We start from the raw sequence: 20,437 nt of genomic DNA on the forward strand, positions 1-20,437 counted from the left end.
CGCCCCGCGGAACGCCGAGGGCGGCCCGAGGTCTGTTATGCATCGACCTCAAGGAGCTGCACCATGGACATCATTCGCATCATTTTCGCCATCCTCCTGCCGCCTGTCGGCGTGTTCATGCAAGTGGGCTTCGGTGGCGCTTTCTGGCTGAACATCCTGCTCACGTTGCTGGGCTACATCCCCGGCATCATCCACGCGGTGTACATCATCGCCAGCAGAAAGTAACGACGTTGTTGCCGGTGCGTTCGTCCACTCGACGACCGCACCGGCACCCGTTCAGAGCAGGTCGACCAGTCCGCGGTCGTCCTCCTGCATCACCTGCAGATAGAACCGCCACTCATGCTCCAGCGCATGTGCAAGGTTCGCGGCGTTGCGAAAGCCATGCCGTTCTTCGGCGTAGTAGTGCGCCTCGACGGGTATGCCGTTGGCCTCCAACGCAGCCACCATGTCGCGGGTCTGTTGCGGCACGACCACTACGTCCAGCTCTCCCTGAAAGAAGATCACCGGTGCGGTGATTCGGTCCGCATGCAGCAGCGGCGTGCGGTCGGCGTAGCGCTGGTGGTCGACGTCCGGGTCGCCGATCAGCCAGTCCAGGTAATCGTTCTCGAACTTGTGGGTGACGCGCCCCAGGGCAGCCGGATCGCTGACCCCGTACTGGCTGGCGCCGGCGCGGAACACCTTGGCGAACGCCAGAGCGCACAAGACCGTATAGCCACCCGCGCTGCCGCCACGCACGAACGCACGGTGCGGATCGATGCGGCCTTGAGCGGCCAGGTACTCGACCACAGCGCAGGCATCCTGCACGTCGGTTTCGCCCCAGCGCAGATGCAGGGCGTGGCGATAGGCGCGGCCATGGTTGCTGCTGCCGCGATAGTTGAGGTCGGCGACGGCAAAGCCGCGTTGAGTCCAGTATTGAATGCGCGGATCGAACACCGGATAGCACGCCGACGTCGGCCCGCCGTGAATGAACACCACCAGAGGCGGATGCCGCTCGTCGCTCTGTGCCGCGTAGAAGAAGCCGTGTGCCTGTTCGCCGCCGCTGGGGTAGCTGAGCGGGTGCGGCAGGCTGACCTGCTCGGCCGGCAAAGGCGAATAGCCGCCCGCCAGGGTGCGTACGCTGTGGTCATGGCGGTCGATGGCGATCACCGCCGATGGCTGCACCGGCGAGCCAGCGATGGCGTAGAGGTGATCGGCGTCCATGGCCAGCGCGCGAAAGCGGGTGTACTCGCCGGTGTAGTCCACACACTGGCCTTGCCCATCGCACAGGCCTAGACGTCCGAAGCCTGCTTCGAACCAGCTGCTCAGGTAGCCTTGGTCGCTCGTCGGCAACCAGGTGCAGGCACCCAGTTGCCAAGGGGCCGCGGCGTGATCGGCCTTGGCGGCGGGCAATGGCGCCCAGTCGTCGCCGACCTCGGCCCAGGGTTGCCAGAAGCCCTGCGCGTCGGACAGGCAGTACAGCCGCCCCTGTTCATCGAAGCGCGGCTGCTGCAGGCTGAAACCACTGGCCACGCACTCCGGGACAGCCGCCAGTTCGCTGCACATCAGGCGCGTTTGCGTCCAGGGTTGATGGGGCCGATCCCATTCGATCCAGGCCAGGCGGGTGCCGTCCGGGCTCAGCGCCGGTGATGCGTAGAAATCGGCGCCTTCGGCCAGCACGCGATGGCGCTCGCTGGCCAGGTCGATGGCCACCAGACGATGCGTGTCGCCGTCTTCCTCCACCGCCAATACCTGGCCTGCGGCATATTCCAGCCCCCCGTAGCGCATCTGGCCGAAGCTCAAAGGCTGCGGCAGGCCACCGGTCACCGGCTGACGGTACAGCTGCTGGTCGGCCTCGTTGACGAACACCAGTTCGTCATTCGCCAGGCAGAACGAGCCACCACCGTACTCGTAGACGCGGCTGCGCACGCTGTAACCGTCGGGTGTCAGGCACGTTGCCACGCCGTCGCGCTCGGTCCACACACGGCAAGCGCCATCCTGGGGGCGGAACTCGTTCCAGAACACGCCGGCGGGGCCGACCCGAAGTTCGGCGAAATCGGTCCCGGCGGCGACGGCCTGGGAGGCGCTGAAGCGGTCATGCTTTGGCGATGATGCGAGAGTTTCGTTCATTGCGGAAGGCCAGTTGTTCGATCGTCTGGGTGGCGTGTTCCGCTTCTTCGCGAGCGCGCAGAATCACGCCATGGTGGGGTGACTTGCTGCACACCGGGTCGGCATTGGCAGCATCCCCGGTCAGCATGAAGGCCTGGCAGCGGCAGCCGCCGAAGTCCTTCTCTTTCTCGTCGCACGAGCGGCAGGGCTCGGGCATCCAAGCATAGCCGCGGAAGCGATTGAAGCCAAAAGAGTCGTACCAGATGTGTTGCAAGCTGTGATCGCGAACGTTGGGGAATTCCACAGGCAACTGACGCGCGCCGTGACAGGGCAGCGCGGTGCCGTCGGGGGTCACGGTGAGGAAAATGCTGCCCCAACCGTTCATGCAGCCCTTGGGGCGCTCTTCGTAGTAGTCGGGCGTGACGAAGATCAGCTTGCAGGCGCTGCCGGCCGCTTCCAGCTTGGCGCGGTACTCGTTGGTGATGCGCTCGGCGCGTACCAGTTGCTCACGGGTAGGCAGCAGGCCCGCACGGTTCAGCTCGGCCCAGCCGTAGAACTGGCAGGTGGCGAGTTCGACGAAGTCGGCCTCAAGAGCCACACACAGCTCGATGATGCGGTCGATCTTGTCGATGTTGTGCCGATGGGTGACGAAGTTGAGCACCATCGGATAGCCATGGGCCTTCACCGCACGGGCCATTTCCAGCTTCTGCGCGAAAGCTTTCTTCGAGCCGGCCAAGAGGTTATTGACCTGCTCGTCGCTCGCCTGAAAGCTGATCTGGATGTGATCCAGGCCAGCGGTCTTGAAGTCGGCGATCTTCTGCTCGGTCAGGCCGATGCCCGAGGTGATCAGGTTGGTGTAGAACCCCAGGCGCCGGGCTTCGCCGATCAGTTGTGCAAGATCCTGACGCACCAGCGGTTCACCGCCGGAGAAACCGATCTGGGCCGCGCCCATCTCGCGGGCTTCGGCCATCACCTTGAACCACTGCTCGGTACTCAATTCCTTGCCCTGGGCTGCGAAGTCCAGGGGGTTGGAGCAGTACGGGCATTGCAGCGGGCACCGGTAGGTCAGCTCCGCCAGCAGCCAAAGCGGCAGGCCGACTTCAGGCGTGGGTGGCAGGCTGGGCAAGTTCGATCCAGTGCTGTGCACGGGCGACCTCCATGAATTGCTCGATGTCCTCGGCCAGTTCGGGCACGCCGGGAAACTGTTCTTCGAGCTGGGCGATGATAGTGGCCACACTGCGCTGACCATCGATCAGCCCGCCGATGGCGCTGGCACTCTCGTTGAGTTTGATCATGCCTTCGGGGTAGAGCAGCACATGGCCTTTCTGCGCGGGCTCGTACTGGAAGCGGTAGCCTTGGCGCCATTTCGGCGTGCTTTGACGGTCGAAGCTCATAGGGCGATCCCCTTATGCCAGACGCGCTGGTCGGTGACGCTGTGATAGGGCGGACGGTTCAACTCGTAGGCCATGCTCATGGCATCGAGCATGCTCCACAGGATGTCGAGCTTGAACTGCAGGATTTCCAGCATACGCTGCTGGCCTTCGACCGTCGTGTAGTGCTGCAGGGTGATGCTCAAGCCGTGCTCCACATCGCGCCGGGCCTGGCCCAGGCGAGTGCGGAAGTATTCGTAGCCGGCCGGGTCGATCCACGGGTAGTGGGCGGGCCAGCTGTCCAGGCGCGACTGATGGATCTGTGGTGCGAACAGTTCGGTCAACGAGCTGCTCGCCGCTTCCTGCCAGTTGGCCCGCCGCGCGAAGTTGACGTAGGCGTCCACAGCGAAACGCACGCCGGGCAGGACCAACTCCTGGGAGCGCAACTGGTCGGGATCCAGGCCCACGGCCTGGCCCAGGCGCAGCCAGGCTTCGATGCCGCCGTCTTCGCCGGGGGCACCGTCGTGGTCGAGCAGGCGCTGGATCCACTCGCGACGAATCTCGCGGTCCGGGCAATTGGCCAGGATGGCGGCATCCTTGAGGGGGATGTTGACCTGATAGTAGAAGCGGTTGGCAACCCAGCCCTGAATCTGCTCACGGGTCGCGCGGCCTTCGTACATCGCCACGTGATAGGGGTGGTAGATGTGGTAATACGCACCCTTGGCACGCAAGGCCTGCTCGAACTCGGCGGGGGTCATGGGGGTGTCGGACATTGTGGTTCTCCCGGGGAATGTGTTGTCAGTGCCGGCCTCTTCGCGGGCAGAGGGCTCGCCGCCCGCCCCGCTCCCACAGGGATTGCATCGATCCTTGTGGGGAATGTGTTGTAGGTGAGGGCCTCTTCGCGGGCAGAGGGCTCGCCGCCCGCCCCGCTCCCACAAGGGCTGCATTGAACCCTGTGGGAGCGGGTCTCTGCCCGCGAAGAGGCCCTCCCTGACACGCCACTACAACTCGATGCTCATCCCATCGAACGCCACTTCGACACCGCGCCGGGCCAGTTCGGCCCGCTGTGGCGAGTCTTCGTCCAGGATCGGGTTGGTGTTGTTGATGTGGATCAGCACCTTGCGCTGGCGCGGCAGCCCTTCGAGCACTTCGAGCATGCCGCCCGGGCCGTTCTGCGCCAGATGGCCCATTTCGCGTCCGGTGCGGGTGCCAACACCGCGTCGCTGCATTTCGTCGTCATCCCAGAGGGTGCCGTCTACCAATAGACAGTCCGCGCCCGCCATGCGTTCGAGCAGGGCATCGTCCACCTGGCCCAGACCCGGCGCATAGAACAACGTGCCACCGGTACGGGTGTCTTCCACGATCAAACCCAGGTTGTCACCCGGATGCGGGTCGAAACGGTGGGGCGAGTAGGGCGGCGCGGCGCTGCGCAACGGCAGAGGGGTAAAACGCAGGTTCGGGCAGGCCGGAATCACGAAGCTGCCTGTCAGTTCGATGCGTTGCCAGTCCAGTCCGCCATTCCAGTGGCTGAGCATGTTGAACAGCGGAAAACCGGTGCTCAGGTCCTGATGCACCATGTCGGTACACCAGACCTGATGTGGGCAGCCTTCGCGCAGGCTGAGCAGGCCGGTGGTGTGATCGATCTGGCTGTCGAGCAGGACGATGGCTTGTATCCCGGTGTCACGCAGGGCACGGCCCGGCTGCATGGGCGCAAAGCTCTGCAATTGCGCACGGATGTCCGGCGAGGCGTTGCACAGCACCCAGTTCACCCCGTCGTCGGACAGGGCAATGGACGATTGCGTGCGCGCATGGGCACGCAGGCTGCCATCGCGAAAGCCACTGCAATTGGTGCAGTTGCAGTTCCACTGGGGAAAGCCGCCGCCGGCGGCGGAGCCGAGAATCTGGATATGCATGGAGAACTCGCAGCGTCAAGCCTGGAAATGAAAACGCCCCGGTCAGTGGCTGGCCGAGGCGTTGCGTTGCAACTGAAGCTTAGCGGCTGGCGAAGTACATGGTGACTTCGAAGCCGATGCGCAGATCAGTGTAAGCAGGTTTGGTCCACATAAGAGATCTCCTTCTGGGTTGATGGGCTTGTAGCATTAGTCCGCCCCGACCGTAGGACGTTCAATGCTCCTTGGGGCGCTATGTTACTAAATAAGAAAGCCGCCTATGGGTATTTATTCGATAAAGTCCGTTACCTGCCCGGTAACGATCGCTGGGCCGGCACCCACGAAGGCTCCAGCGCAGGTCCCGTCGCCAGGCACAGCCAACCACCGGTGCCGCTGGCCAGTTGCTGCGCCGCGTGGTGCAGGTCGTCCGGGCGCAGTTCGCGCACGGCTCGCTGCAGGGCACTCAGGTAGTCGGCACCATGGCCGGCCTGACAGGCTTGCCAGAGCAGCTCGGCCAAGGGCAGCAGGTCCATCTGCGAGCGCTCGTGGCGACTGGCGAGCTCTTCGCGCTGAGTGTCCAGCGCAGCGGGTTTCAGGGTATCGATCAGGGTTGGCAGGGTTTCGATGAAGGTCTGCACATGGCCCAGGATATCGGCCAGCGGTGCCTGGGGCGACTGGACACCGAACACCAGACCCGTACGGCCAGCCATCTGGCGCAGGCCACTGAACACGGCGTAGCCCAATTGCAGCTCGACGCGCATGCGCTGGTAGAACGAGGTCTGGCACAGCTGCGCCAGCAGGCGCCAGGCGGCTTCGTCGGCGATGCTCTGGCTCGGCACCGGGCAGAACAACAGCAGCGCCTGTTCGCTCGACTGGCAGGGCACATGACTCCAGCTACGCCCCGATTGAGCCGGATGCGGTTGAGCCCGCTGCGGGCTGGCGGTGCCGGGCATCTTGCGCAACGCATTGTTCAGGGCGCTGCGTTCACCGTCGTTCATGCCGACGGCCAGGCCATCCCAGCGCGCCGCGCCCCACAGCTTCTGCAAGGCCAGGGGGCGCAGGTCTTCGTCGGAGGTGCGGCTATGGAAATAGCCCAGACTGTGGTCGGGCAGGCGCTTGAGCAGTTCCTTGATGGGGGTCAGGGTGGTACTGGCGGATTCCTGCCCGGCCTGGTGCCAGACCTCCGGGGCCGGTATGGCCAGCAGCTCCAGGGCTTGCTCCAGCAGCGCCGGGATGGGCGCCTGCACGCCGCTCAGCTTGAGTTGCCAGTCGTCGCCCAGGCTGCTGAAGGCCATCTGCACACCGGCCTGGCGTGCTTCTTCGGTGAGTTTGCGCAGGCTGTCCCGCAACGTACGGAACAGTCCCTGATGGCGCGAGGCATTGACCCGCCAGCGCAGGTACAGAGCGGCTTCATGGCTGTGCGCCGAAGCGCCGTCCCGATAGGCCAGACCTTGCGGATCCGGTACGGGATGGTCCGGGCGGCGGCTGGGGCGCAGAAAGCGGTTGCGCGGCGGCAGTCGCCAGCGACCGGCCAGGTCGCGTTCCGGACCGGCTGCCAGTGGATGCAACAGATGCTCGGGACGCAGGTGTTCGAGAATCTCGCGCAACGCCTGCAAGGCCTGTCGGCTCAACTCGCACGGCGTTTCATCGCTGTGATGGCGAGCCAGCTCCAAGGCGCTGGCGACCTGCAAGCGGCGCTCGTTGAGCAGGCGGAATTCCTCGCGCAGGCCTTGCCAGTCGTCGTGGGCCTGGAAGAACTCCAGCCAATCGAAGCACAGCTGGCCGATCAGCGCGGTCGCCGTTTCGCCTGCCGGCGTGAGCTTGAATTCGATATTGATCAGGGCCTGGTCGGCGAAGGTATAGAACGTGCTCAGTTCCAGGGTCTGCACCAGTTGCCGACGGCGCAGCTCGGCCAACAAGCCGCCGTGCTGGCTGGCGCCCAGCCAGGTGGCGAGGAACTCCAGGGCCTGGGTGGCGCCGCGGGGCAGGTTTTCGCAGGCGAACAGCAGGTTGAAACGGCCTTTGTCCGGCGGCTCGACCGCTTCGCTCGGCATGCCCACCAGCGGTGGTGGGGCGATCTGTTCAGCAGTGTCGCCGGAACGCAGCGCACCGGCCGCCTTTTCTGCCATGGGACGCAGCTGCTCCAGCGGTTGCGGGCCGACCAGGCACAGGGTCATCTGTCCGGTCTGGTAGAAGCGCCGGTAGAAGCTGCGCAGGTCTTGTTGGAACGAATCGCGCGGCACCGGCAGGCTGTAGCGATTGCCGGCGTGGAAGGCCCGCAGCGGATGCTCGGCGTCCAGCGCGCTGGTCAACCACTGCTGGTGGCGTGCCTCGGGATCGCGCGACCAGGCAACGAATTCGGCGTGCAGCACTTCGCGTTCGCGCAGTTGCTCGGCCTGGGTCATGCGCGGATGACCGAGCATGTCGCAGAGACGTTCCAGCGCACCGGCGAAGGCATTCACCGGCACTTCGAAGAAATAGTCGGTGCAGCGCTCGCGGGTGCTGGCATTGATCTGCCCGCCGTGATTCTGCACGAAGGCCATCAGCCCGTGGTCGCCGCTGTGGCGTTCGGTGCCGAGAAAGAACAGGTGTTCAAGGAAATGGGCCAGACCCGGCCAGGCGGCAGGTACGTCGTGGCTGCCTGCGGCAACGCGCATGAAGGCGGCGGCACGCTTTAGACGGGGCTCATGATGCAGGCGCACGTGCAGGCCGTTGTCCAGCACCACGTGTTCGGCGGCCGGCAGTGAAGGTTGAGGCATGTCAATTCCCTTTGAGCGGTCAGGCTGTAGGGCGTAATCGTAGCGGATTTGGGGGTGGGCGGGGGAGCCGTTCGCACTGGGATTTTCCAGACAAAACGAGCTTTTTTGCGGATTGCGGAGAAATGCACATCTCGGGAGGCGATGTGGCGGCCGCCGACATGAACCGGCACCGCCAGACCACGGTCTTCAACTCAGCTCACAGACAGGCTCAAGCCTTGTCATCCTGCTCGTCCTGCTGCTCATCGTCGTGCTTGAGCGCCGGCTTCATGCCTGGCTGTGGCGCGTGCTCGGCGTTGGGTGCGATCTCTTCGCCGTGGTTCTTCTTTTCCTGCTGGACTTTCTTGTCGTGGGCAACGTTGCGTGGGTCAGTCATGGGGATTCCTGGTGTGGGCAGATGATTCGAATACCCGTCGACGCGAAACGCTGGCAATGAGCGCCCGGGCAAGACTTGGAGTGGAGCGCTTGCCCAAGCGTTCAGTGCGTCTGATCGCTAGTAGCAGGCTGATTCAAAACGTTACCGACCTGCAGGCCAGGAACGACGCTGGCCCGAACGATGAGCGAGCTCAAGCTGGAGGGTTCAGAGTCCCCCTTGCGCGCAAATTTCAGGATTGGATTCGGTTAGCATCAAGGTTTGACACTGCTCCAGGAGCGAGCTTGAAAAAATATCAGGTAGATTCGATTCAGGTCTGGGACGACCTCGAGCACGCGGGAACACGTTACGCCATGGGCCATTTGTCATGCCATGCGGTAATGTTCAAAGGCGAAAAGCTTTCGCCGGAATTTGTGGTTACCTACGGACTGCATTGCTTCACCGATGACAACAGCGAGTACGCCATAGCCTTTGCATACCCCGATGGTCGGCACGAACGCAGGGTATGTCTGGAACGCTATGAAGCGTCCAAGAAACTCAGGGGCTTACTGGAAAAGCTTGATCAAGGCGCCCTTATTCATCAAACCAGGGATGAGCGCTTCTTTACGATGAAGATGCTCAACAGTGCTACCGGCAAGCTTGAGCTCTACAAGATCTGTCTGGCTTTTTTTCACGAGCACCGGCTATTGAGAATGCACGTGACCAGTGCATTTTTCGCCCGTAGGGGTGAAGGCGTCGACTTCCCAGTCAACAGGAAGGGTTTCAATATCTTCAAGATCGCAATGCAGACCAGAAGCAAACCTAAGGGGCTGTGTCCCAAAGAGGTCAGAAATCGACACAAGAAATGACCAGGCCAGAAACAGCGATCCCCTCTCGAGGAGGGGATCTCAGCTACCGAACAGCGTGCGTTGCGGTAGGGCAGGTCGCTGTCGCCTCGTCATGGACGAACTGCTTTGCAGCAGCAGCGGGGTGCGATCCGAAGATCCCTGTAACCACCCTGAGCGCGACCAGGTCGCAAAATAAGTATGCAAGGATCGGCAAGCGTACACAAGCCATTCAGCACTCTGGACGTACCCAGCCAGAAATCAACCGTTGTGCACGTACTTCATAGTGGTTTCTCGCCCGATCACTGACTCAGCGCATTGCCAGTAGCGACCACGGACGCCGAGGGCAGCAGTTGGCTGATGAAGCGGTTCCAGCGGGTGATGTCCGAAGGGCCGACGAAGACGACGTCCGAGGCTTGCAGGTCGAACTGGCGGGCGAGCAGGAAAGCGGTTGGCTTCTTGGCGTTGAGGTAGAACACCGTGGCGGGTTGCTGGGCGCGCTCCTGGGCGCCGCGGATCACGTAGATGGCCTCGGCGTTGGCGGTTTCCTGGGACAGGCCGCCGGCGTTGCCCAGCGCTTCGAGCAGGGTGAAGGTGCTGGTGCCGTAGGTCATCACCTGGGGCGAATTGACTTCGCCGAGCACGTAGACCTTGTTCGCCCGGTTGTTGCCCAGGTGCAACTGGTCGCCGTTCTTCAGGTAGATGCCGTTGAGCTTGGAATCCTTGCGGTTCAGGGTGTCGATGTCGAGCAGGTACTCGTGACCGTCGCGCTTGAGGATCAGCCCGGCCAGGTTGCCGCTGCCATCGTCGCCACCGGCACGGCTGACCGCTTCGATCAGCGACAACGGCACGTTGTTCAGCACCTGGGGACCTGCGTTCTTGAACGAGCCGGAAAACACCACGCGCTGGCTGGCGTAGTTCTGCACGTTGACGTCCACCTGGGTGTCGGTCAGGTAGCGCGAGAGGGCGCGTTGCAAGTCATTGCGCAGTTCGCTGACGGTCTTGCCTTCGGCCTGGATGGAGTTGATGAACGGGTAGTACACGGTGCCGTCGTTGCGTACGATCTGCGTGCCCTGGGCGCGCGGTTCCTGGTTGGTCGGCGAGTTCAGCTCGACGTGGTCCCAGACGGTGATCTGCAGACCATCGCCGGCGCCGATGCGATAGTCGCCTGGCTTGTAGGCATACAGCGCGGCCGGTACGGGTTCGGGCCGGTACTGGTTCTGATGCTGGGCGACGGTCTGCGCGTTGATCGGCAGGACCGTGACCGGTCCGGTTTCGCCGATGTCATCGGCGGCATCCTCGGGCGTCATGTGTTGCCCTGGGGAAAACACACATCCTTGCAGCAGCACGGCGAACAACGCGACTACGAATACAGTTCGTTTCATTGCAATCTTCCTTGGAGAATCGGACTTCTCACACGGTATTTGGGAGGTTCGGAACAGCGGTGTGGCGGTGAAGTCTTTTCGTGTGGCCTAGAGCTTCTGGGCCGCGGCGAGCAGCAGACCGGCGTCGGCCAGGCCCAATACGGGGTTGCAATCGAAGGCGTCACCCAGGCGCGCCTCGTTCCAGCGGTTCTCGACGAACTGGCGCATTTCCCGTTCGAAGCGCTTTTCCGCGAATTGCAGGGCGTTCTCGCGGCAGGCGCGGGGGTTGAAACGCGATGCCTGGCTTTCGAACGTCTCGATGGCGGCGGTGAGCGCCGCCACGGTCTGCTGGTAATAGAACACCCCGGTCGGGTTGTCCTCGTTGAGCCCGCGTACGGTTTCCAGGGTGCCGCCGCGGCCGAAGGCGATCACCGGCGTGCCGCAGGCCTGGGCTTCCACCGGGCTGATGCCGAAATCCTCTTCGGCAGCGAAGACGAAACCGCGGGCGTTCTGCATGTGCTCGCGCAGCACTTCGAACGACTGGTAGCCCATCAGCGTGACGTTGGGGCCGCACACCGCACGGCACTTGTCCATTTCCGGGCCGTCGCCGATGACGATCAGGCGCTTGTCGGGCATGGCGCTGAACGCCTCGACCATCATCGGCACCTTCTTGTACGGCACCATGCGCTGGGCGGTCAGGTAGAAGTCCTGCTTCTCGGTCTGCAGGTTGAAACCGGTGGTATCGACCGGCGGATAGATCACGGTCGAAGGACGGCGATAGGCCTTGTCGATGCGTCGGCCGATGAACTGCGAGTTGCTGATGAACTCGTCGACACCGGCGGCGGTGCGCTGGTCCCACATGCGCATGTAATGCAGGATCATCCGTGCCACCTTGCTCTTGATACCGGCCAGCAGATTGGCCTCGCGCAGGTACTGGTGCTGCAGGTCCCACGCATAGCGGATGGGCGAATGCACGTAGCTGATGTGCAACTGGTTGGGGCCGGTCAGCACGCCCTTGGCCACCGCGTGGCTGCTCGACAGGATCAGGTCGTAGCCGGACAGGTCCAGTTGCTCGATGGCCATGGGCATCAAGGGCAGGTATTTCTGGTAGCGCGTGCGGGCCTTGGGCAGGCGCTGGATGAAAGTGGTGGTGGCACGCTTGCCGCCCAGGTGCACGCGATCTTCGTCGCTGAGAAAGTCGATGACCGAGAACAGGTCGGCGTCGGGCCAGATCTTGAGCATCGAGGCCAGGACCTTTTCGGCACCGGCGTAGGTGACAAGCCAATCATGGACGATTGCTATTTTCATAGGGCACCTGCAGTTCGGGAATGAGGGGCGCTCTGGGACGAGCACGGGTGTTGAGTCGTTTGCTCAACTGGATAAAAGGCAGTTCGACGAGGCGATAGCTCACGTGCGCGGCCAGCAGTGACAGCGCGGTGGCAAGCAAGGTGACCGACAACGAACGACCGGGAACGCCCAGCAGGTAACGGCACAACAGCTCCATGCTCGGGTGCAGCAGGTACAGCGAATAACTGATGGTGCCCAGCCACAGCAACAACGGTTGATGCAGGCGGATACGCTGGGTCAGCAGCATGAAGCTGCTGATGGCCAACAGGTAGGTGAAGCAGTAGCGAAACCAGTACTCGCCGTTGCCGGCATCGAAGCCGTAGGCGGCGTAGAAGGTCGGCGGCAGGGCCACGGCATAGGCCAGCAGCAGGCCTTTCACGCAGCGCCGCACCTGGGCATCGGCCTGGCCGAGCAGGCAGTCGCGCCAGATCGAACCGAACAGCATCAGCGACAGGCCCAGCGGCAAGGCCACCGGCAGCTTGCGTTCGAGCAGCATGCGCATCATGCCCATGCCCACCGCAGCGGCCAGCAGGACCAGGGCGCAGGCGGTGCGGAAGCCGGTGCTGCGCAGGCGGCCGATCAGCATCAGGCCCAGGCACAGTGCGTAGAACAGCCACTCGATGAACAGCGTCCAGTACAACCCCATCACGTCTTCGACGCCCATGGCCGCTTGCAGCATGGTGACGTTGGCCACCACACGCTGCCAAGTCGGCAGGGTTTCACCGGTCAGTGCCAGCATGCCGATGTACAGCGCCAGCGACAGCCAATAGGCCGGGTACAGGCGCAGCACCCGCGAGACGATGAAGCGACGTGCGCCGCCGGGGCCAGGTTGCAGGCTGAACGGGATCACCACACCGCTGAGCAGAAAGAACCAGATGACGCCCAGCTTGCCGATGTCCAGCCAGAAATACGGCAGCGCACCGGGGCCCAGCAACGGCTGCCACAAGTGACAGACCACCACCAGCAGGGCGGCGATGCCGCGCAAGGCATCCAGATACCCCAGGCGAGTCATGAGTGCTCCTTGCCGGGCGACGGCTGGGTCAATGCGGCACTGCGCGGACGTCGCGTCTGGACCGTGTCGATTCGGTCGCTGATCAGCCGTGCCGATGCGTCCCAACTGAACCGCGACACGTTCTGCAGGCCCAGGGTGCGCAGGTGCTGGCGGATGGTCAGGCTGTTCAAGGCCAGCGCCATGGCCCGGCTGATGTGTTCGACGTCCAGTGGATCGAAGTACAGCGCGCTGGACTGCAGCACCTCGGGGATCGAGGCGGCATTGGCCGCCAGCACCGGGCAACCGCAAGCCTGCGCTTCGAGCGGCGGAATGCCGAAGCCTTCGTACAGCGAAGGAAACACGAAGGCCGCCGCGCCCTGGTATTGCTCGATCAACTGGGTGTCGGTCAGGCGCCCGAGAAAGCGCACCCGTGGATCGCTGTTGGCCAGGGCTTCCAGGTTCGGGTCGGAAAACACCGCGCCGCCGCCACCGACGATGCGCAATTCCACCTGCTCGAAGCCCTTGAGCTGCAGGAACGCCTGGATCATGCGGCTGAAGTTCTTGTGCGCGCTGGGCGAGGACACTGCCAGTAGATAGCGCGGACCGGCCTGCAGTGGTTCACCGGGTTGAAATTCTTCGCCCACGGCATTGGGCACCACGAGGATCTTCTGCGCCGGAAAATCGTAGAACTCGCCGATCTCGCGCTTGGAAAACTGGCTGACGGTGATCAGTGTCTTCAAACGCTTGAGCAGCAGCGGTGTCATCAGCCGATAGGCCGTGCGGAACTGCCAGGTGTAGCTCTGTGGATGACGCACGTAGGTGATGTCGTGGTGCGTGGCGATCTGATTGCCATAGAACAGCGGCGCGGTGGCGCACAACGACAGCAACAAGGGGTTGCCCTGGCTGCGCAGGTAGCGCGGCAGGTCGAGCTGCTCCCACAGGTGGCCGGTACGCGTCCCTACGACCTGGGCATCCAGCAGCCGAGCGGTCTCGTGCATGCGCACACCCGGCGAGGTGACGAACACCAGGTCGTCACGTTGACGCTTGAGGGCAAGGCAGGTCTGCTCGGCGAACCGTTGCACCCCGCGCAGCTCCTGGGTCAGAAAACGTGCATTGATGACAATCATCGGAACATCCTTGGCTCACGCGCTTGCTAGAGGTAGTGCCGCGTCCAACGGTCGCGGTCGAAGGCGGCGCAAGGTGCACCGCAATTAAGGCCCGCTCCTGCGGGCGTCGCGTTTTCTACTGGGTGAACAACCAATTGGCTTTGCCCAGGCTAATGATCTTGGGGAACTCGGAGGCGGTCACCACGGTGGTGCAGTAGTGCTCACCGCAATCCCACGGGTTCTCGCTTTCGCGCATGCCCACCCCGGCCTGGCGTGTGTCGATCAGCCGCGCGCCGCCCTGCAGCAGGGCGCTGGACTGGATCCGTACCGGCCGCGACTGACCCACCGCCCAGACCACCAGCACCTGTTCATCACCCTTGGCGAAGCGCAGTTGGTACAGCGTGTCGCTGATCACGCTGTGCTTGGCGTCGTAGCGGTACTGGGTCAGGTACGGTGCAATCGCCTTGAGCGTGGTGTACGCCGGCTTGGGGTTCAGATCGTTGTCGAGCAGGCCGAAGTTGTGTTCGCGCTCCTTGGGATCGCGGCCGTCGTTGAGCAGGTCGTACCACCACATGCCCTGGATCGCCGGATGAATGCGTGCCAGGAAAAATCCTCGCGCCAGGTACGCGGCCTGGGTGGTTTCGCTGACCCCGCAAGGCTCGTCGGCGCTGGGCCAGCTCATTTCCGTGAGGTACAACGGCACTGGGCGCTCGGCCAGGGCGTCGAGGCGGCTGGAGATGTCGCTCAGCCACTTGATCCAGCTTTCCGGGGTGTTGCCTGCATGGTCCTTGCGGCAGTGGACATACGGGTGCAGCGATAAGCCGTCCAGATCGTCCATCACACCGGCCTCTACCAGCCGGTCGGCGAAGCCTTCCTGCAGGCCCTGTGTGGTCACCGCGCCGGCCACCAGACGCACGTCTGGGTCGTTGCTGCGCACCAGCACGCTGGTTTCCTTGATCAGCGTGGCGTAGTCCTGGCTGAAGGCTTCGCTGGTCGGGTCTTCCAGGTCCCATTCGTTCCAGATCTCGTAGAAGTCCACCTTGCCACGCAGGCGCCGGCTGATGAAGTTCACGTAATTGGCGAAGGCATCACGCACGAACGGGCTGCGCGGTTTCGCATCTTTTTCATACCACTGGTTGCCGTAGCCCAGGATGAGCATGTTGCCGATCTGCCGTTCGCGCAGGGCCTGCAGATAGCGCTGCCAGCCCATCGGAAAGTTCAGGCGCTTGGGCTCCAGTTCTACTGTTGACCAGAACAGGTCATCGCGGGCCGAGGTGATGCCAGCCTCTTTCATGAGCAAGGTCGGCCGTGCCACCGGCGCGCTCGAATGAAGCAGATGGGTACCGACCCCGACGATGAAAGTGTCGGCGGCCTTGGTGTTCGCATGGGTGAACAGCCCCAGCAGTAACCAAACCATACGTTGCAGCAATCTGGGCATAAAAAGGTTCACGTCAGTTGAAGGCCATCGGGGTAGTCATCACGGTTGCTGCGACGTCGCTCGGTAATCAACCACTGCACAGGCATGGCCTTGCGGCGCAGGGCATGGGCGATGGCCATGCCCAGAAAGATCCCGCAGACCGGCACTTCCAGCACGTCAGTCGTCCAGCCCACCACCACCACGCACAGGGAAATGCTCAACAGGGCGCGAGCCATCCAGCTGTTCTTGCTGCGCAGTGTCATCAGCAGCGGCAGGAGCAGCGCGTAGAGCACCGGGCCCATGACGCCGAAACTGGCCCACAGGTACATGAACAGACTGTCGGCCACGGCCGGGTACTTGACGTTGTCCACGGGAAACATGTTCACCGCGCTGCCGACCATGCCCAGGCCGCCGCCCGTCCAGCTCCAGTCGCGGCGGGCCACTTCATCGGCCAGGCGCGGCCAGGTGTTGATCATGCGGTCGTACAGCGACACCAGGCTGCCTTCGGCGCCACTGGCGGCCAGGCTCGGATCCAGCGGCGTCCACAGGCCAACCAGCGGCAGCACGGCGCCCATGCCAATCAGTACGACGAAGGCCACTCGGCAGAGCAGGCGCTGGTTGTAGAACGGCATCACCAGCAACACGGCGATGAGCGCCACGGCGGTGGACTTGTTGGTGGTCACCAGAATGGTCACGAACGCCACGCCCAGCAAAGCGAGCAGCAGCACCTTGGAGCGGGTGAAGGCGCACAGATACAGGGTGAAGACCGCGGTCAGGGTGGCAGCTGTGGTCGACATCCGGGCGAAACCTGCCGGGCGGTCGATACCGTCGGCTGCCCAGGTCATGTTGCCGGTCAGCTCCTGGTCGCCCAGGTTGTAGCTGTAGCCTTTCCAGGGCACCGAAAACAGGCTGTCGGCGTACACGCCGACGATGGTCGCCAGCAGGCACAGGCCGATCGCCCAGCCCAGCAGCTTGCGGCGCTGTTCCAGATGCTCCCCGCAGACCAGCCCGAACAGCAGCGGAATGTAGCCGAACAGGGCGAACAGCGGGTTCACCAGGGCCGCGCCGTGCAGCATGCCCAACCCGGCCGAGACGACCAGGCCCAGCAACAGGATCCAGAACAGGCGGTGGGTCTTGAGCGTGGTCAATTCCAGGGCGAACAAGCCCACGCACAGCACCTTGGGCAGGTACAGCAAGGCCGAGATGCCGGCCTGGTCGAAGTAATAGCGCAGCGCACCGGAAAACGTCTCGACCAGCAGCAGGGCGATCGCGGTCCAGACCACCAGCGTCGACTTGTTCATCGCAAGTCGTGTCGCCGGTGCCTCAAAGCGACTGAGTGACAGGGCTGATTTCATGATGGACATTTCTTCTTTGCAGAACATCGAGGAACAGCTGTTGATAACTGTCGAGCATCCGTTCCTGGTCGAGCAGGTGCTCGACGCTGTTTCGCGCCTGGGCGCCCAGGCGTTCGCGCAGCTCGGGGTCGCGGTACAGCTGCAGCATCGCCAGACCCAGGGTCTGTGGCTCGTCGGGGTTGCACAGCAGGCCGTTGACGCCGTCCTGGATGATCTCCGGCAGGCCGCCGCGGGCACTGGCGATCACCGGCACCGAGTGGGCGCAGGCTTCCACCGCCACCAGGCCGAACGGCTCGTTCCAGATCGAAGGCACGATGGCCACGTCGATCTGCCGATAGAAGGTCTCCGGCGACTGATAGCCGACGAAGTGGATGTTTTCGCCGCTGGCCTCAAGCTTCAGCACCTGCTCGTAGTCCAGCTGCCCGCGCCCGGCGATCTGCAAGGTGGCGTTGAACGGCAATCGCTTGAACTGATCGATCAGCCAGCGCAGGCCCTTGGGCTCGGACAAGGTGCCCAGGTAACCGAAGCGCAACGGTTCGCCTTGGGCCATGCGGGTGAAACGCGACGGTGCAGGGTCGATCTTCGGGCTGGCGTTGTAGATCACCTGCTGCGAAGCGTTGCGGAAGAAGCGTGCGTCGGTGAGCTTGCCCAGCAGGTGCTGGCTGACCCCCACCACCGCGTCAACCTGGGCCGAGCGTTCGGCATGGCCCTGGCGGAAGTGCCTGCACAGCGTGCAGGGCACCTTGCAGGCGGCGTTCTTCTTGAACATGTTGCTGCTGGGGCACATCAGGTACATGTCGTGCAGCACCTGCACCAGCGGCAAACCGGAGGCGGAAATCTCGTCCCAGGCCGACACCGACCAACCACTGAGGTTGTGGCACACCACCAGGTCGACGTGCTCGGCGGCCAGCACTTCGCGCAGGTAGGTGCGCATGCCCATGTTGTACTTGTCGCGCAGATGCCAGCCCAGCCGGGCCAATGCGCCGGGGCGCTGCTCGCTGAAGTGCCAGTAGGTGTTGAGCAGCCCGGCGCGGTAGACCTTCACGCCCTTGACGTATTCATGCTTGAGGCCCGCATCGGGGCCGGTGCTCAGCACGCAGACCTGATGGCCACGCTGCTGCATGCCCTCGACCGTGCGTTGCAGAACGATTTCAGCACCGCCGCCGACGTGCGGCGAGTACAGGCTGCTTAGGAACAGTATCTTCATAGTGGGTAGGATTCATGAATGCCCAGACGACCCGATTCCCCGTCACGCATGGCTTGTTCGAGCAAGCCCAGGCGTCGGTCCGAACCGCTCCTTTTTGCGAAATAGCGCAGCAACAGCAGAAACACCGAGCGATTGAGCCGATACAGCAGCGTCGAGCCAGCCCACACGTGCTTGTCGAACCAGGCCTGATTGCGCGCGGTGTAATAGGCGCGCAGGTCCGAGTTGCCGAGCAGGAAGCTCTCGAAAATGTTGTTGGTGCGGGCCTTGGCATTCCACGACTCTTCCAGGTCGTCGAGCAGCGCCTCGGTCACCAGGAATATCTGCCCGCCGCTGGCGGTGATGCGCCAGGTGTATTCGGTGTCGTCGGCATACAGCAGCAGGTCTTCGAGCGGCAGGCCGATGCGCTGGAACACGCTGCGGTGCGCGAGCAGACCGCCATAGGTGGTGAAGGGCAGTTGCACCAAGGGCTTGCTGGCCGCCTTGCGCCCGGCCGGTTTTCCCCAGGGCGTACGCCGCCACAGCTTGTAGGGCAATTGGGCAATGTGGAAACCGAAGCAGCTGGAGCGCAACTGGATCGCATAGCGATGCGGCACCCCGGCGGCGATGTCGGCCTGGTGGTTGGGGCGAAAACCGATCACGGCCGCCTTGTCCACGCCCACGATGCGCTCGCACTCGTGCAGCCGCTGGTGCAGGGTCTCGACAGCGCCGAGGGTAGGTGCATTGTCGTCGTCCATCAGCCACAGGTATTCAGCGCCCTGTTGCAACGCCGCCTCGATACCGACCTTGTAGCCATTGGCCGAACCGGTGTTGCTGGGCAGCTCGATCACGGTGATCTGGGTCGGCCATTGCGTGCGCAGCGAGTTCAGATCGGCGCGTGACGCGTTGCTCACCACCACCACCCGTTCGATGTGTGCGGAGGCCAGCGAACGCTCGATCAGCGCTTCGAGGTAACAAAGGCGGTCGCCGTACGTCAGTGTCACCAGGGTGGTCTTGGCATTCATCGAACTGCTCTCCTGAAGCATCGTATGTCGGTGCGCCGCTCAGCAGGCGTGCGCGGTAAGCCGCTGCAGGCTGCTGCGCGGCAGGCTGATACGCTGCTCGCGTTGCAGCAGGTTGAGCAGGATCACGGCGCGTTCGTCGCCGTCCTCGCAGAGGAAAATGGCCTGCACTTCACTGTCGCCGGTGCGCACTCGCACCGCTTCACCTTCGGTGAAACGCACCGCGTTCGCGGCGCTTGCCTGGGTGCGCTGGCGAATGCTGGCGATCAGGCTGTCCGGTACCGGGCACGGCATGCCGCCGAAGGCGACGACGCGGCACACGCCACGGGTGGAGCGGATCGGGTACCAGTTGTCGTTGCAGTCCAGGCGAATGAACAGGTAGCCGGGGAACAAGTCCTCGTCGGCCACGCGGCGGCTGCGGGTCAGGGCAGGGGCGGCGCGCAACGGGCGAAAGCACTCGTATTGCTGACGCAGCAGATGTTCTTCGGCACGGGCTTCCTGCCGCGGTTTGGTCTGGATCAGGTACCAGTTGGCATTGCTGTCGAAGTCGTTCATGAGCGCATCTCGATGGCGTGGACGGAAGGACTGGTGGCCACCCTGCGGGTGTCCTGTGCAGCGCTCGGCTTGAGCGTGCTGTAGCACGGCAGCCATTGGCGAATCCGTGATACGGGGTTGAACATCAGCACGTCGATGATCGACAGGTTGGGCACGAACGGGTCTTTGAACTGCGTGTAGCAAAGCTCGTCCATGCGGTGGAAACGCAGCTCCAGGTCGTGGCGGGCGAAGTACTCTTCGTCGTACAGCGCCGTGCCGCCGATAGGATTGAGGTAGCGCTGCGCGCCGAAGTGGCGGGCCAGCTTCACCACGCGGTCCTGCTTGTCCTGCACCTGGCGCTCGTCCACCGGCAGGGTGGAGGCGACGTGGATCGGCGTGTCGATCTGCAGGTATTCGCAGACCTTGCGCAGCGAGTACTCCAGGTACAGCGCCAGGTTGCGTTCCGGGCAGGTCATCAGCGGCTTGAGCAGCGCCAGCACGTCGTCGCGGTAAGGCGCCCGGGAGTAGCTCATGGCAATCGTCTTGAGCAGCTTGCCCAGCACCTGCGGGGCGCTGTCGCTGAGCTCGCGCTGGTTGATCGCCAGGTCCGAGCGGTCCTTCTTCAGCGGCAAGGTGAACAAGGCCGGTGCTCCACAGCTGAGCAGCCGGTTGCGGTTGACCCAACCCGGATGTACGTACTGCAGGTTGTCGCCGAGCACAAAGGCATCGGCGCCGGCGATCAGCTGGAAATAGCCGAAATAGGGAAACCAGTAAGGCTGCATCATTGCAACGGTGCGGGGCATCGGGAGACTCCTGCCTGG

General features: G+C 63.5%; 20 protein-coding genes. 2 read left to right on the top strand and 18 right to left on the bottom strand.

The features are described 5' to 3' along the window. Positions 1-63 precede the first annotated feature (63 nt). The gene (locus tag ASF66_RS22310) at positions 64-225 is read left to right on the top strand and encodes a YqaE/Pmp3 family membrane protein (RefSeq protein ID WP_082223739.1); all 162 of its coding nucleotides are present in this window, start codon (positions 64-66) and stop codon (positions 223-225) included. A gap of 51 nt (positions 226-276) precedes the next feature. Here ASF66_RS22310 and ASF66_RS21325 read toward each other — a convergent pair whose 3' ends face one another. The 8 genes from ASF66_RS21325 to ASF66_RS22760 all read right to left on the bottom strand — a co-directional run bounded on the left by ASF66_RS21325 (position 277) and on the right by ASF66_RS22760 (position 8,476). Further along, positions 277-2,106 (bottom strand): S9 family peptidase, encoded by a 1,830-nt coding sequence (locus ASF66_RS21325; RefSeq protein ID WP_056845283.1) that lies wholly within the window; start codon positions 2,104-2,106, stop codon positions 277-279. Beyond that, the gene (gene pqqE / locus ASF66_RS21330; protein WP_056845284.1) at positions 2,072-3,232 is read right to left on the bottom strand and encodes a pyrroloquinoline quinone biosynthesis protein PqqE; all 1,161 of its coding nucleotides are present in this window, start codon (positions 3,230-3,232) and stop codon (positions 2,072-2,074) included. The genes ASF66_RS21325 and pqqE overlap by 35 nt, the downstream gene beginning before the upstream one ends. After that, positions 3,186-3,479 carry a pyrroloquinoline quinone biosynthesis peptide chaperone PqqD gene (gene pqqD / locus ASF66_RS21335; protein WP_049862451.1) on the bottom strand — a complete coding sequence of 98 codons (294 nt, stop codon included), beginning with the start codon at positions 3,477-3,479 and terminating at the stop codon, positions 3,186-3,188. The genes pqqE and pqqD overlap by 47 nt, the downstream gene beginning before the upstream one ends. Next, positions 3,476-4,228, bottom strand: a complete 753-nt coding sequence (pqqC, locus tag ASF66_RS21340) for a pyrroloquinoline-quinone synthase PqqC (protein WP_049862450.1) — start codon at positions 4,226-4,228, stop codon at positions 3,476-3,478. Before pqqC ends, pqqD begins: the two co-directional genes overlap by 4 nt. A 228-nt stretch (positions 4,229-4,456) precedes the next feature. Continuing rightward, the gene (pqqB, locus tag ASF66_RS21345; protein WP_056845285.1) at positions 4,457-5,368 is read right to left on the bottom strand and encodes a pyrroloquinoline quinone biosynthesis protein PqqB; all 912 of its coding nucleotides are present in this window, start codon (positions 5,366-5,368) and stop codon (positions 4,457-4,459) included. Between the two features lie 79 nt (positions 5,369-5,447). Next, on the bottom strand, positions 5,448-5,519 hold the full coding sequence (gene pqqA / locus ASF66_RS22315; RefSeq protein ID WP_008365141.1) for a pyrroloquinoline quinone precursor peptide PqqA: 72 nt from the start codon (positions 5,517-5,519) through the stop codon (positions 5,448-5,450). A gap of 130 nt (positions 5,520-5,649) precedes the next feature. After that, entirely contained in the window at positions 5,650-8,103 is a 2,454-nt protein-coding gene (gene pqqF, locus ASF66_RS21350) for a pyrroloquinoline quinone biosynthesis protein PqqF (protein WP_056845286.1), read from the bottom strand. 208 nt (positions 8,104-8,311) lie between these two features. Then, positions 8,312-8,476 (bottom strand): hypothetical protein, encoded by a 165-nt coding sequence (locus ASF66_RS22760; protein WP_090360818.1) that lies wholly within the window; start codon positions 8,474-8,476, stop codon positions 8,312-8,314. Between the two features lie 281 nt (positions 8,477-8,757). Here ASF66_RS22760 and ASF66_RS21355 point away from each other — a divergent pair, with 281 nt between their 5' ends. Then, the gene (locus ASF66_RS21355) at positions 8,758-9,321 is read left to right on the top strand and encodes a hypothetical protein (RefSeq protein WP_056845287.1); all 564 of its coding nucleotides are present in this window, start codon (positions 8,758-8,760) and stop codon (positions 9,319-9,321) included. Between the two features lie 278 nt (positions 9,322-9,599). On the opposite strand, the gene ASF66_RS21360 is transcribed toward ASF66_RS21355, so the two are convergent. From ASF66_RS21360 to ASF66_RS21405, 10 genes are all read right to left on the bottom strand, one after another. Next, positions 9,600-10,682 (bottom strand): polysaccharide biosynthesis/export family protein, encoded by a 1,083-nt coding sequence (locus tag ASF66_RS21360; protein ID WP_049862447.1) that lies wholly within the window; start codon positions 10,680-10,682, stop codon positions 9,600-9,602. 87 nt (positions 10,683-10,769) lie between these two features. Continuing rightward, positions 10,770-11,969: a glycosyltransferase family 4 protein gene (locus tag ASF66_RS21365; RefSeq protein ID WP_056845288.1), complete on the bottom strand. Its 1,200-nt coding sequence runs from the start codon at positions 11,967-11,969 to the stop codon at positions 10,770-10,772. Continuing rightward, entirely contained in the window at positions 11,947-13,020 is a 1,074-nt protein-coding gene (locus ASF66_RS21370) for an acyltransferase family protein (protein ID WP_056845289.1), read from the bottom strand. Before ASF66_RS21370 ends, ASF66_RS21365 begins: the two co-directional genes overlap by 23 nt. Beyond that, a complete protein-coding gene (locus tag ASF66_RS21375; protein WP_056845290.1) occupies positions 13,017-14,126 on the bottom strand; it encodes a glycosyltransferase family 4 protein in 1,110 nt (369 codons plus the stop codon). The genes ASF66_RS21370 and ASF66_RS21375 overlap by 4 nt, the downstream gene beginning before the upstream one ends. Before the next feature lie 115 nt (positions 14,127-14,241). Then, positions 14,242-15,522 (bottom strand): hypothetical protein, encoded by a 1,281-nt coding sequence (locus ASF66_RS21380; protein ID WP_236707145.1) that lies wholly within the window; start codon positions 15,520-15,522, stop codon positions 14,242-14,244. Positions 15,523-15,551: 29 nt separating this feature from the next. Beyond that, complete coding sequence (locus ASF66_RS21385; protein WP_056845292.1) at positions 15,552-16,823, bottom strand: hypothetical protein; 1,272 nt, start codon at positions 16,821-16,823, stop codon at positions 15,552-15,554. 22 nt (positions 16,824-16,845) lie between these two features. After that, complete coding sequence (locus tag ASF66_RS21390; protein ID WP_056845293.1) at positions 16,846-18,084, bottom strand: glycosyltransferase family 4 protein; 1,239 nt, start codon at positions 18,082-18,084, stop codon at positions 16,846-16,848. Then, positions 18,081-19,085, bottom strand: coding sequence for a glycosyltransferase (locus ASF66_RS21395; RefSeq protein WP_056845294.1), 1,005 nt, complete (start codon positions 19,083-19,085; stop codon positions 18,081-18,083). Before ASF66_RS21395 ends, ASF66_RS21390 begins: the two co-directional genes overlap by 4 nt. A gap of 39 nt (positions 19,086-19,124) precedes the next feature. Beyond that, a complete protein-coding gene (gene rfaH, locus ASF66_RS21400) occupies positions 19,125-19,637 on the bottom strand; it encodes a transcription/translation regulatory transformer protein RfaH (protein WP_056845295.1) in 513 nt (170 codons plus the stop codon). Next, the gene (locus ASF66_RS21405; RefSeq protein WP_082484745.1) at positions 19,634-20,419 is read right to left on the bottom strand and encodes a WbqC family protein; all 786 of its coding nucleotides are present in this window, start codon (positions 20,417-20,419) and stop codon (positions 19,634-19,636) included. Before ASF66_RS21405 ends, rfaH begins: the two co-directional genes overlap by 4 nt. Positions 20,420-20,437: the final 18 nt, after the last annotated feature.

The organism is Pseudomonas sp. Leaf129 (assembly GCF_001423465.1).
Lineage (GTDB): Bacteria > Pseudomonadota > Gammaproteobacteria > Pseudomonadales > Pseudomonadaceae > Aquipseudomonas > Aquipseudomonas coleopterorum.

Coding starts and splice junctions, on each gene's coding strand:
- ASF66_RS21405 (WP_082484745.1), bottom strand. CDS start 20,419: ATGCCCCGCACCGTTGCAATGATGCAGCCTTACTGGTTTCCCTATTTC.
- ASF66_RS22310 (WP_082223739.1), top strand. CDS start 64: ATGGACATCATTCGCATCATTTTCGCCATCCTCCTGCCGCCTGTCGGC.
- pqqC (WP_049862450.1), bottom strand. CDS start 4,228: ATGTCCGACACCCCCATGACCCCCGCCGAGTTCGAGCAGGCCTTGCGT.
- pqqB (WP_056845285.1), bottom strand. CDS start 5,368: ATGCATATCCAGATTCTCGGCTCCGCCGCCGGCGGCGGCTTTCCCCAG.
- rfaH (WP_056845295.1), bottom strand. CDS start 19,637: ATGAACGACTTCGACAGCAATGCCAACTGGTACCTGATCCAGACCAAA.
- ASF66_RS21375 (WP_056845290.1), bottom strand. CDS start 14,126: ATGATTGTCATCAATGCACGTTTTCTGACCCAGGAGCTGCGCGGGGTG.
- ASF66_RS21360 (WP_049862447.1), bottom strand. CDS start 10,682: ATGAAACGAACTGTATTCGTAGTCGCGTTGTTCGCCGTGCTGCTGCAA.
- pqqD (WP_049862451.1), bottom strand. CDS start 3,479: ATGAGCTTCGACCGTCAAAGCACGCCGAAATGGCGCCAAGGCTACCGC.
- ASF66_RS21390 (WP_056845293.1), bottom strand. CDS start 18,084: ATGAAGATACTGTTCCTAAGCAGCCTGTACTCGCCGCACGTCGGCGGC.
- pqqF (WP_056845286.1), bottom strand. CDS start 8,103: ATGCCTCAACCTTCACTGCCGGCCGCCGAACACGTGGTGCTGGACAAC.
- ASF66_RS22760 (WP_090360818.1), bottom strand. CDS start 8,476: ATGACTGACCCACGCAACGTTGCCCACGACAAGAAAGTCCAGCAGGAA.
- ASF66_RS21325 (WP_056845283.1), bottom strand. CDS start 2,106: ATGAACGAAACTCTCGCATCATCGCCAAAGCATGACCGCTTCAGCGCC.
- ASF66_RS21365 (WP_056845288.1), bottom strand. CDS start 11,969: ATGAAAATAGCAATCGTCCATGATTGGCTTGTCACCTACGCCGGTGCC.
- ASF66_RS21380 (WP_236707145.1), bottom strand. CDS start 15,522: ATGGTTTGGTTACTGCTGGGGCTGTTCACCCATGCGAACACCAAGGCC.
- ASF66_RS21385 (WP_056845292.1), bottom strand. CDS start 16,823: ATGAACAAGTCGACGCTGGTGGTCTGGACCGCGATCGCCCTGCTGCTG.
- ASF66_RS21395 (WP_056845294.1), bottom strand. CDS start 19,085: ATGAATGCCAAGACCACCCTGGTGACACTGACGTACGGCGACCGCCTT.
- ASF66_RS21370 (WP_056845289.1), bottom strand. CDS start 13,020: ATGACTCGCCTGGGGTATCTGGATGCCTTGCGCGGCATCGCCGCCCTG.